General features: G+C 39.3%; 11 protein-coding genes and 1 pseudogene. 7 read left to right on the forward strand and 5 right to left on the reverse strand.

All coding sequences use genetic code 11. From position 1 onward, the window contains the following. Positions 1-216: 216 nt before the first annotated feature. The 7 genes from F957_RS02275 to ychF all read left to right on the forward strand — a co-directional run bounded on the left by F957_RS02275 (position 217) and on the right by ychF (position 7,853). A complete protein-coding gene (locus F957_RS02275; RefSeq protein WP_016543289.1) occupies positions 217-1,428 on the forward strand; it encodes an SfnB family sulfur acquisition oxidoreductase in 1,212 nt (403 codons plus the stop codon). A 10-nt stretch (positions 1,429-1,438) separates the two neighbouring features. After that, a complete protein-coding gene (locus tag F957_RS02270) occupies positions 1,439-2,662 on the forward strand; it encodes an SfnB family sulfur acquisition oxidoreductase (protein WP_016543288.1) in 1,224 nt (407 codons plus the stop codon). Continuing rightward, positions 2,662-4,074, forward strand: coding sequence for an LLM class flavin-dependent oxidoreductase (locus tag F957_RS02265; protein ID WP_016543287.1), 1,413 nt, complete (start codon positions 2,662-2,664; stop codon positions 4,072-4,074). The genes F957_RS02270 and F957_RS02265 overlap by 1 nt, the downstream gene beginning before the upstream one ends. A 35-nt stretch (positions 4,075-4,109) precedes the next feature. Beyond that, positions 4,110-4,940 (forward strand): MetQ/NlpA family ABC transporter substrate-binding protein, encoded by an 831-nt coding sequence (locus F957_RS02260; RefSeq protein ID WP_016543286.1) that lies wholly within the window; start codon positions 4,110-4,112, stop codon positions 4,938-4,940. An 11-nt stretch (positions 4,941-4,951) separates the two neighbouring features. Further along, positions 4,952-6,022, forward strand: coding sequence for a methionine ABC transporter ATP-binding protein (locus F957_RS02255; RefSeq protein ID WP_016543285.1), 1,071 nt, complete (start codon positions 4,952-4,954; stop codon positions 6,020-6,022). Then, complete coding sequence (locus tag F957_RS02250; RefSeq protein WP_005062303.1) at positions 6,003-6,662, forward strand: methionine ABC transporter permease; 660 nt, start codon at positions 6,003-6,005, stop codon at positions 6,660-6,662. Before F957_RS02255 ends, F957_RS02250 begins: the two co-directional genes overlap by 20 nt. 99 nt (positions 6,663-6,761) lie before the next feature. After that, complete coding sequence (ychF, locus tag F957_RS02245; protein WP_004653068.1) at positions 6,762-7,853, forward strand: redox-regulated ATPase YchF; 1,092 nt, start codon at positions 6,762-6,764, stop codon at positions 7,851-7,853. Between the two features lie 124 nt (positions 7,854-7,977). Here the strand turns inward: ychF and F957_RS21530 are convergent, their stop codons facing one another. The 5 genes and pseudogenes from F957_RS21530 to F957_RS02225 all read right to left on the reverse strand — a co-directional run bounded on the left by F957_RS21530 (position 7,978) and on the right by F957_RS02225 (position 10,753). Continuing rightward, positions 7,978-8,319, reverse strand: a complete 342-nt coding sequence (locus F957_RS21530) for a hypothetical protein (protein ID WP_322783562.1) — start codon at positions 8,317-8,319, stop codon at positions 7,978-7,980. A 233-nt stretch (positions 8,320-8,552) separates the two neighbouring features. Continuing rightward, positions 8,553-8,765: pseudogene (locus F957_RS21965) on the reverse strand (lysozyme inhibitor LprI family protein); the annotation flags it as partial. A 137-nt stretch (positions 8,766-8,902) separates the two neighbouring features. Continuing rightward, a complete protein-coding gene (locus F957_RS02240; protein ID WP_016660616.1) occupies positions 8,903-9,424 on the reverse strand; it encodes a hypothetical protein in 522 nt (173 codons plus the stop codon). 606 nt (positions 9,425-10,030) lie between these two features. Further along, a complete protein-coding gene (locus tag F957_RS02230) occupies positions 10,031-10,285 on the reverse strand; it encodes a hypothetical protein (protein WP_016543283.1) in 255 nt (84 codons plus the stop codon). A 54-nt stretch (positions 10,286-10,339) separates the two neighbouring features. Continuing rightward, complete coding sequence (locus F957_RS02225; protein ID WP_016660618.1) at positions 10,340-10,753, reverse strand: hypothetical protein; 414 nt, start codon at positions 10,751-10,753, stop codon at positions 10,340-10,342. Position 10,754: the final 1 nt, after the last annotated feature.

Below are 10,754 nucleotides of genomic sequence, written 5' to 3' on the forward strand. Positions count from 1 at the left end.
ATTCCATTATTTCATAGAAAAAGACTTTTCGCATAGGTTAACAAAGAACCAAGAACTCTAAACTTATGTTTTTTAATTAGTATTTATTATCTACTTTTCTGTTATTTTTCTCATAATAAATGCTTAGAAATTATTGTGATATATAAGGCATAACTGATGGTTTAGTGGAAAAGTAAAACTTTTGTAAAGTGTCTCTTATCTATTAGAGGTGCTCACATGTCCAGTAATCAATCAGTGATCCAAGCTCAAACACAACTGATTTCAAATGATCAGCAGGCCATCAATGCTGCCTATCAAGTTGCTGACTTTGCATTAGAAGATCGCAATCATCGTGATCAAAATCGGATTTTGCCGACAGAACAAATTATTCAGTTTAGCCAAAAAGGCCTTGGCGGAATCCGTATACCACAACAATATGGGGGGGCTTTTGTCTCCAATAAGACCTTGGCACATGTGTTTCGTATTTTAACGAAAGCCGATGCCAATGTCGGACAAATTCCACAAAACCAGTTTGGTCTTTTAAATTTTATTAATATCACCGGTTCAGATGTACAAAAACAGTTTGTCTATGCTGAAATTTTGGCAGGCAAACGTATCGCCAATGGAGGGCCAGAAAAAAATTCCAAAGATACCAAAGCCATTCAAACCACATTAAGGTTAGAAAATGGTCAATACTTTTTAAACGGGGAAAAATTTTACTCAACTGGCACCAGCTTTGCGGATTGGTTAGCGATTCGAGCCTTACATCCAGATGGTTATACCGTATTGACTCTGGTTGAGCGTCATGCCAATGGTGTTGAAGTGATTAATGACTGGAATGGCTTTGGTCAACGTACTACAGCCAGTGGAACAGTAAAACTACACAACGTCGTTGTTGATCCTGCACTATTTTTTGATGAGCGCATTATTGCCGACACCCCAAATGTTCGCGGTGCGTATTCTCAACTTTTACAGGTTGCCATTGATGTTGGCATTGCCGAAGCAGCTTTTGACGACACCTTATCCAGCATTCGTAAAGCACGTCCCATTATTGATGCAGGCGTAGAAAAAGCCAGTGAAGAACATTACACCTTACAAGAAGTTGGCAAACTGAATATCCTGCTCGATGCTGCCATTTTATTGCTGGATGATGCTGCCGAATATCTAGATGAACTTGATCAAATCGCTGAGATTTCTGCCGAGCAAGCCGCGCACGCTTCTATTTTAGTAGCAGAAGCAAAAATTTATGCCAATGATGCTGCCCTGCATATCTCAGAGAAGCTACTCGAACTTGGTGGCAGCCGTGCCAGCCTGAGCCAACATAATCTTGATCAACACTGGCGCAATGCCCGTGTACATACCTTACATGATCCTGTGCGTTGGAAATTCCATGCCATCGGTGACTATTACCTCAATGGTACGCACCCTGCCCGCCATGCTTGGATTTAAGGAGCACATCATGACCTCATACCAAGAATTACAAGGTTTTGCCAAAACCCATATTAAAGCAGCGCATATTATCCAAAGTGATGCAGAAGCACTAGACATTGCCACGCAACTCAGCCAACAGTTTAAACAAGCAGCAGTTGAACGCGATGCCAATCGAAACTTGCCATTTACTGAAATCGAAAGCTATAGCCAGTCTGGTTTATGGGCGATTACCGTACCTAAACAATATGGTGGTGCAGAGGTTTCCAGCCTCACTGTTGCCAAAGTCATTGCGCTGTTTAGCGGTGCGGATGGTTCGATTGGACAAATTCCACAAAATCACTTCTATGCATTGGAAGTATTGCGTAATACAGGCACAGAAGCGCAAAAGAAACGTCTCTATCAAGAAGTCTTACAAGGTGCACGCTTTGGTAATGCGCTGGCTGAATTTAAAACCCGCACATCTGCCCATAAGCAAACAACATTGATTCCAAATGAGAAAGGCTATCTGATTCAAGGAGAAAAGTTTTATTGCACGGGTAGCCTGTTTGCACATCGTATTCCTACTTTAGTGGTTGATGAAACGGGCAATGAGTTTCTGGCTTTTGTACAACGCGACAGCCAAGGCTTAGAACTGATTGATGACTGGTCTGGTTTTGGGCAACGCACCACGGGCAGCGGCACAGTTAAGTTTAATCAGGTCTTTGTTGCCAAAGAGGATGTGATTCCTTTTGATACTGCCTTTAAGCAACTGTCTTTAGTTGGCCCCTTTGCCCAGATCATGCATGCTGCGATTGAAGTCGGCATTGCCCGTGCTGCCTTTGAAGAAACACTGGAACGTGTACGTGTGGCGCGTCCTTGGATTGATGCCAATATTGAATCTGCGACGCAAGACCCCTTAACCCTATCAGAGCTGGGACGTGTCGCAACCGATGTCAAAGCCAGTGAACTTTTACTGAAACAAGCAGCTCGATCTGTAGATATCGCCAAACAGGATCTCAATGCGGAAACTTTAGCCAAAGCCTCAATTGATGTGGCCAAAGTGCGTGCGCATAGTACCGAAACAGCATTAAAAGCCTCATCTAAATTGATTGAGTTGGCGGGTAGTCGTGGCAGTCAACGTGCTGATGGTCTGGATCGACATTGGCGTAATGCGCGGGTTCATACCTTGCATGATGCTGCACGCTGGAAATATTACTTCATTGGTAATTATGTGTTGAATGGCATTCTGCCACCGCGTCGGGGGACATTGTAATGGGTCAAAACCTGCCGAAGAAAATTTTACTGAATGCCTTTGATATGAATTGTGTCGGTCATATCAATCATGGTTTGTGGACGCATCCTCGTGATCAATCACATCGCTTTAATGAACTGAGTTATTGGACTGAGTTAGCCCAAACGCTGGAGCAAGGTCTATTTGATGGTTTATTTTTGGCGGATATTACAGGGGTTTATGATGTCTATCAAAATGGGATTGATCTGACCCTAAAAGAGTCCATTCAACTGCCTAGCCATGACCCTTCTACCCTGATTTCGGCAATGGCCTTGGTCACACAAAATTTAAGCTTTGGTGTCACGGTCAATTTGAGCTATGAACAGCCCTATCAATTTGCACGGCGTTTTGCCAGTTTGGATCATTTAACTCAAGGTCGTTTGGGCTGGAATATTGTCACAGGCTATTTGGACAGTGCTGAACGCTTAATTGGGCAAAAAGGCTTGAAAGATCACGATGCCCGTTACGATCAGGCTGAGGAATTTTTACAGCTTTGCTATAAATATTGGGAAGGTTCTTGGGAAAATGACGCTTTAAAGAAAGATAAGCAACAGCGTATCTTTACCGATCCGAACAAAGTCCATTCGATCAATCACCAAGGCCAATACTATCAAAGCCAAGGTGTGTTTCAAGTTGCGCCGTCGGTTCAACGCACCCCAACACTCTTCCAAGCAGGTGCTTCACCGAAAGGACTACAGTTTGCCACGCGTCATGCCGAATGTATTTTTATTGGTGGTGATCAGCCTGAAAAAATTCGTCAGCACGTTAATAAAATACGACTACAAGCAACACAGCAAGGTCGAGATGAAGATACGATTAAAATCTTTGTCGGCATTACCGTGGTTGTGGCTGAAACACATGAACTTGCCCAACAGAAATTGGCTGAATATCGCCAATATGCCAGCCCTGAAGCAGGTTTAGCGCATTATGCCAGTTCAGTCGGCATTGATCTTGCCAAGTTTGCAGATGATGAAGCGATTCCTTATCAAAAGAGCAATAGCATTGCCTCAGTCAATGAGAAGTTTAAAGAGCAGCGCATCAGCAAAAATGACCTGAAAGCACAGCATGTTCTGGGTGGACGTTATCCGCTGATTGTCGGGAGTGGTGTTGAAGTTGCGGAATATCTGATTGAGTTACTCGATCAAACGGGCATTGATGGTTTTAACCTGACTCGTACCGTTGCACCTGAATCACACCATGATTTCATTCGACTGGTGATTCCAGAGTTACAGCAACGCGGACGTTATAAAACTGAATATTCCACAGGTTCATTACGCAATAAACTGTTTGCCCAAGGGGATCATTTAGCTGCAAGCCATCCTGCCGATCAGTTTCGATGTAGAGCGCAGAACAACACACATGACTTAAAAACAATTGAAGAAATTAGTGCTTAGCATTTAAACATTTAAGAATAGAATTGGAGAAATATATGGCTCAAACAGCCTCTAAAAAATGGTTGGGTATTGGCCTTGTCGTTGTTGTTGCGATTATTGCCTTATTGATTTGGAATAAACAAAGACAGAACCACAGCAGCGAACTGGTAATTGGGATTAGTCCGTCTTTTGCACACCCGCTACAAGTCGCTGCGGATGAAGCCAAACAACAGGGTTTAAATGTCAAATTGGTGGAATTTTCTGATTGGAACACGCCGAACATTACACTAAATCATGGTGATATTGATGCGAACTTTTTCCAGCATCAGCCCTTCTTGGACAATGCCATTAAAGAAACAGGCTTTAAATTAAAATCATTTGCGGCAGGTGCAGCATCGCATGTCGGACTGTATTCAAAAAAATATAAAAGCTTTGAGGAACTGCCAAATGGTGCAACAGTTGCCATTCCGAATGATCCTGTGAATCAAGGTCGTGCTTTATTGCTGTTGCAACAAGCCAAGCTGATTGAACTGAAAGACAGCAATAATCACCTTTCTGCTCTGAAAGACATTACTGCAAATCCGAAGAACCTGAAATTTACCGAAGTTGAAGGCCCACAAACTGCACGTGCCATTGATGATGTTGATCTGGCGTTTGGCTATCCACATTACCTACGTCTAGCCAAAACAGCTGATCCTGAAAGTGCCTTATTGTTTGATGACAATACCAATAAGCGTTATGCGATTTTATTTGTGGTGCGTGATGACTATCAGGATAAAGACAGCAAACTACAGAAGTTTGTCGAAATTTATCAAAACTCACCGAAAGTCAAAGCAGCCTTGGATAGTGATTTTGGTCCAACGTTGTGGTTCCCAGGCTGGAAATAAGGAGAACGATGATGGTGAGTTTTGGTTCACAAGTTGATTTTTCAGTTCCACATCTGAAAATCCGTGGTTTAAATAAGTTTTACGAGGTTCAGGGCCAACGCTTACATGCATTAAAAGACATTAATGTGGATATTCCTAAAGCACAGATTGTCGGGATTATCGGAAAAAGTGGTGCAGGTAAATCCTCCCTGCTGCGTACCTTAAATGGTCTGGAGTCGATTGATACAGGCAGTATTTTGATTCATCAGCAAAATATTGCTGAACTCAGCCATGTCGAGTTGATTAAAACTCGACAGAAGATTGGCATGATTTTTCAGCATTTTAATCTGATGTCTGCAAAAACCGTATGGGAAAATGTGGCGCTACCGCTACGTATTGCTGGTTATGACAAGGCCGAAATAGAGCAACGGGTCAGTGATGTACTGACGCTGGTTGGATTAGCAGCAAAGCGAAATGATTACCCGGCTCAATTGTCTGGTGGGCAGAAACAACGTGTGGGCATTGCCCGTGCCTTGGTTTCTCAACCCGAAATTCTGCTCTGTGATGAGGCGACCTCAGCTCTCGACCCAGAAAGCACGGCCAATATTTTATCGTTGTTAAAGCAGATCAACCGAGACCTCGGCTTAACCATTGTCTTGATCACCCATGAGATGCAAGTCATTCAAGAAATTTGTGATCAGGTGATCGTGATTGATCATGGTGAGATTATCGAGTCTGGGCAAGTCTGGTCGGTATTTTCCGATCCACAACAACAGATCACACGGGAATTACTCAATTTTGAGCAGGTAAATTTACCTTTTGAACTGAGTCAAACCATTCTGCCTCAGAGTACCCATCAGATTTTAAAGCTAAAATATGTCAGTGAATCGCAAGCCGTTCCTGATTTATATCAACTATTGGATGGCTTTAATCGTCCAGTTCAGGTCTACCACAGCCAAATTAATAGCATTCAACAGCGAACCATTGGCTCATTGATTATCGGGGTTCCCTCTTCGGAATTTGATTTAACTCACTCCCACTTTGAAAAACATCCGGCAATAACACAACTTGAGGTGATCGGATATGTACAATCAACTCATTGATCTGTTACTCACAGGTACGACCGATACTTTAATCATGGTCGGTGTCTCTGCGATTTTGGCCTTTTTGATTGGTCTGCCGATTGCCTTGATTTTGGTCAGTACCGCAGATTTTGGGATTTACCCATCCAAGAAAATTAATCAGCCTTTGGGCTGGGTGATTAACATCACTCGATCCGTGCCCTTCCTGATTTTAATGGTGGCATTGATTCCATTTACCCGTTGGATCGTTGGCACCAGTTATGGGGTCTTGGCTGCGATTGTGCCCTTAACCATCGCCGCTATTCCATTCTTCGCCCGTATTGCCGAAGTCAGCCTACGTGAAGTCGATCAAGGTCTGATTGAAGCAGCACAAGCGATGGGCTGTAATCGTAAACAGATTCTTTGGCATGTGTTACTCCCTGAAGCCTTGCCAGGGATTGTCGCAGGTTTTACCGTGACCATTGTGACCATGATCAGTTCCTCTGCCATCGCAGGTGCGATTGGTGCAGGTGGTTTGGGCGATATTGCTTACCGTTACGGCTATCAACGTTTTGATATGCAAGTGATGCTGGCGGTAATTTTAGTGCTGATTGTTTTGGTGATGTTGGTACAAGTCACAGGCGATAATATTGCCAAACAACTGGATAAACGCAAAGTTTAAGCTCGAAATAAAAATCCATACTCGCCATGACCTGACTTTGTCATGGCTTTCATGTAAAATCAGCAGCAATTTTTAAATAACACATTTGTGAGTGGTTTCATGGGTTTTAATTGCGGTATTGTTGGTCTGCCAAACGTAGGTAAATCTACATTATTTAATGCATTAACAAAGGCAGCGATTGCGGCTGAAAACTTTCCGTTTTGTACCATTGAACCGAATACAGGGATTGTTCCTGTTCCAGATCCACGCCTAGATAAACTTACAGCAATTGTTAAACCACAACGTGTTATCCCGACCACAATGGAATTTGTTGATATCGCAGGTCTAGTTGCTGGTGCATCAAAAGGTGAAGGCTTGGGTAACCAATTCCTTGCCAACATCCGTGAAACGGATGCAATTGCACACGTTGTTCGTTGTTTCGAAGATGAAAACGTGATTCACGTAAATGGTAAAATTGATCCTTTAGATGATATCGCGACCATCAACACCGAACTTGCACTTGCTGACCTTGATACCGTTGCCAAAGCATTGTTACGTTTGACTAAAGCGGCGAAAGGCGGTGACAAAGAAGCACTTGCAACCAAAGCTGTATTAGAAAAAATCCAACCTTTGCTTGATGAAGGTAAACCAGCACGTGCGGCTGACCTTTCTGATGACGAACGTAAAGCGGTTCGCGGTTTTGGTTTAATGACACTTAAACCAACCATGTATATTGCGAACGTTGCAGAAGATGGTTTTGAAAATAACCCGCATCTTGAAGCGGTTAAAAAACTTGCTGCTGAAGAAAATGCGATTGTTGTACCGCTTTGTAACCAGATCGAAGCTGAGATTTCATTGTTAGAAGATGAAGACCGTGCTGAATTCTTGGAAGCGATGGGCATGGAAGAACCAGGCTTAAATGTCGTGATTCGTGCAGGTTATAGCTTACTTGGCTTACAAACTTACTTCACTGCGGGCGTACAAGAAGTTCGTGCTTGGACTGTTAAGGTCGGTGCGACTGCGCCACAAGCGGCTGGTGTGATTCATACTGACTTCGAAAAAGGCTTTATCCGTGCTGAATGTGTTGCTTATGATGACTTCATTCAATACAACGGTGAAAGCGGTGCCAAAGAAGCAGGTAAATGGCGTTTAGAAGGTAAAACCTATGTCGTTCAAGACGGCGATGTATTACACTTCCGTTTTAATGTATAAATCAGTTTTTTGATTTCCAAACCGTCAATGAGGATCTTATTGGCGGTTTTTTATTTAAAATATTCATCGAAAATAAAAACTTTATGAATACCGATGCGTATAGATAACAATCCAACAAAAACGCTCATTTATAATTTTTATCCAGCCATTTTTTAATCGAAGCAATGTCTTTGAATTTATAATAAACCCGCCCCTCTACCTGTCCTTCAAAACCTTCTGAATCATCACCTAGTAGACTTGTTAATTCTGTTAACTTCATATTTTTATCTATCTGATAAAGATTAACTTCATAAGAATTACCTTCTACTTGAGGGGTACAACAATAATATGATGTATGCAGAGTTATAATTAAAGGCAATTTTTCCATTTTTGGTCTATAAACACTAACGGCTAAAAGTTTAGGCCTTTCTTTAGCAGCAAAATCAAAATATTCATTTACAAAAACCTTGTTTTTTAGAATTTCCAATATAATTTTTTAAAGTCTCACCTTGTTCCGATGAGCACGTATAATTAAATAATTTATAGTCATTTTTCTTAAAAATACTTAACGCTATCTCTTCATGAAGATGACAGTGCTCTTTTGCCCACGCATTCTTATAACAGAATAAAAATATTAAAATAAACAGAAAATGCATAAATTTCTTTTTCATTTCACAATTCCATATTATTCACATATTAATTGTAACTTTAATAGAAAATTCAATATCTTTTTAGAAAAGAAATACGCTCTTTTGTCATTTCAGTTTGGCATGCTATAGCTTCAAAATGACTTTCTCGTCCAAATTCATCTTCATTTGCAATACATAGCTTTTCTTTCTTCTTAACCCAGTTTCTTTGAGATGTTCTTAACTTTTCTTTTTCATCTTGGGAAAGTTTAGATATTTTATTTTTATAAACTGAGTTTAGCTCTTTGTCATTTTCTTGTTATTCAATTAAATAACAATTCAATATATCATTAAAAACAGTACTTTCAGGTTTACAAATCAGAATATTTTTATCTGCATAGACATACATAGTTAACCATATAAAATACAACCCAATAAATACTCTCATTTATAATTCTTATCCAGCCATTTTTTAATAGTAGCAATGTCTTTGAATTTAAAATGCATATAATCATCAGATACTCCCTCCAACCCACTCTGAGAGTTCCCAAGAATATTACTTATATCAACCAACCTAACTCTTTTCTCAGTTAAATAAATTTCATATAAGTTAACATTATAAAGAATACCATTGACTGTTGGAGAATCCCATACTTGTGTATGAAGTGTAATTAACAATGGTCTCTGATTATCTTTTTTATAAACACTTACAGCTTCCAACTTCGGCAACCACTTCCCTATATTTATATCATATTTATTAATAAATATTTTTTGATTACCTCCTTCTAAATAATTAATCACAACAGGATTTTCTTCATTACAAGATTTACTTACTATTCGAAAATCATTTTTAACCTTAAGACTTATTTTCGTATATTTTACATCACAGCCTTCATAAGTATCATTCGTTTTTGCATTAGTACAACCAATTATTAAAAAGAGTATTGTAATTAACAGAAATTTCATAAGACATCACTATTTAAAAATATTTTTAGACTTGTCAAAAAAAGAACGTCTATCTTCTATCATTTTTGAGGTTGCTCCAGCATTTACGCTCTTTGTAATTTTATCAACAACTCCATGGTTAAAACCCTCATCGGCATAATTATCATGATAACCTCTACAATAATTACAATTTCGATATCAGCTAAAACTTAACAATAAGCAAGCAAAAGTCAAAAATATAAGAAAAAAAAATACCAAAAAAGATAAGAGTATATTGAATATAAAAAAAGAAGGGAAATTTATTAAGAAGTTGAACTAGTTCATTTTTTCTTACTATAAAAAAGAAATCTTTATTGTAAAGCTTCTTGAAGCTCATGCCTTGCTTAATATTTAATACTTCACGAAAAAAAACTAATGGAACCAATCCAATAAAATATGAATCAAATGGGTTGAGTGGTATTTTATAATGTCTCTCATCTCCATATACAAGCCTACAAATACCTTTTAAATTACAGGATAAATAAACATACTGAACGATGAAAGTAAATACATACAGAAATAAAAAAAGGAAAGCAAGAATAAAAAAAGAAAAAATTTTGTCTTCTAAAAATAAATTAATAAAATTAATCATTTTCTATTTCTATCATTAACTTTATCATATACATATTCTGCACCTAGACCAGTACCTGTACCAACAGCCCAACTGGCAACTGCACCTAAACCAGCAGCAACTCCCAATACAACCCATCCAGTTCCACCACTAGCAAGACTATTCCCCCCCATCCATCCTCCAAAAATCCCGCCTCCTATTCCTCCTGCAACAGCACAAGCACCGATAACAACTAATCCATCACCACCTGTACCAACACCCAATACTAACATGGCAATTGTAATAGCTGCTAATGCTTGCTCCCCTATAAGTCCTAAGTAATACTTTTACTTTGGAAAAAATAGTATTATTGCTAGTATTGATAAACAAAAAGCTGAAAAAATTAAATTTTTTACAACGGATTTATACCATTCTCCATGATTGAGTAATAATAGATTAAGATTTTTATCATTCATATTGGGCGCTAATAGAAAGGGACCTCTAGAAAAAACGGTATCCCTTTTTAGTACTTTTAGCTCTCTGAATCTAGCAGCTGCAACCATTCCTGTTGTTGTCTCTATTAAAAAGAAGCTAGTCAAATCTAGCTTTTTGATGTATTTAGGATTACCAAAGAGTAAACTAGAGATAGAACTAAGATTCTTTTTAACATATGCATAACTTTTGAAACTAGATATTAAGGAATAAGAAAGCCATATAGAGCCAATAGTTGCAAAAACAATTTCAAAAGACTTTTCTAACATT

It is taken from the genome of Acinetobacter gyllenbergii CIP 110306 = MTCC 11365 (genome assembly GCF_000413855.1).
GTDB classification, from domain to species: Bacteria; Pseudomonadota; Gammaproteobacteria; order Pseudomonadales; family Moraxellaceae; genus Acinetobacter; species Acinetobacter gyllenbergii.

Excerpts from the sequence above, each read along its gene's own strand:
- F957_RS02260 (WP_016543286.1), top strand. The coding sequence starts at position 4,110 with ATGGCTCAAACAGCCTCTAAAAAATGGTTGGGTATTGGCCTTGTCGTT.
- F957_RS02265 (WP_016543287.1), top strand. The coding sequence starts at position 2,662 with ATGGGTCAAAACCTGCCGAAGAAAATTTTACTGAATGCCTTTGATATG.
- ychF (WP_004653068.1), top strand. The coding sequence starts at position 6,762 with ATGGGTTTTAATTGCGGTATTGTTGGTCTGCCAAACGTAGGTAAATCT.
- F957_RS02240 (WP_016660616.1), bottom strand. The coding sequence starts at position 9,424 with ATGAAATTTCTGTTAATTACAATACTCTTTTTAATAATTGGTTGTACT.
- F957_RS02255 (WP_016543285.1), top strand. The coding sequence starts at position 4,952 with ATGGTGAGTTTTGGTTCACAAGTTGATTTTTCAGTTCCACATCTGAAA.
- F957_RS02275 (WP_016543289.1), top strand. The coding sequence starts at position 217 with ATGTCCAGTAATCAATCAGTGATCCAAGCTCAAACACAACTGATTTCA.
- F957_RS02250 (WP_005062303.1), top strand. The coding sequence starts at position 6,003 with ATGTACAATCAACTCATTGATCTGTTACTCACAGGTACGACCGATACT.
- F957_RS02230 (WP_016543283.1), bottom strand. The coding sequence starts at position 10,285 with ATGTTAGTATTGGGTGTTGGTACAGGTGGTGATGGATTAGTTGTTATC.
- F957_RS02270 (WP_016543288.1), top strand. The coding sequence starts at position 1,439 with ATGACCTCATACCAAGAATTACAAGGTTTTGCCAAAACCCATATTAAA.
- F957_RS02225 (WP_016660618.1), bottom strand. The coding sequence starts at position 10,753 with ATGTTAGAAAAGTCTTTTGAAATTGTTTTTGCAACTATTGGCTCTATA.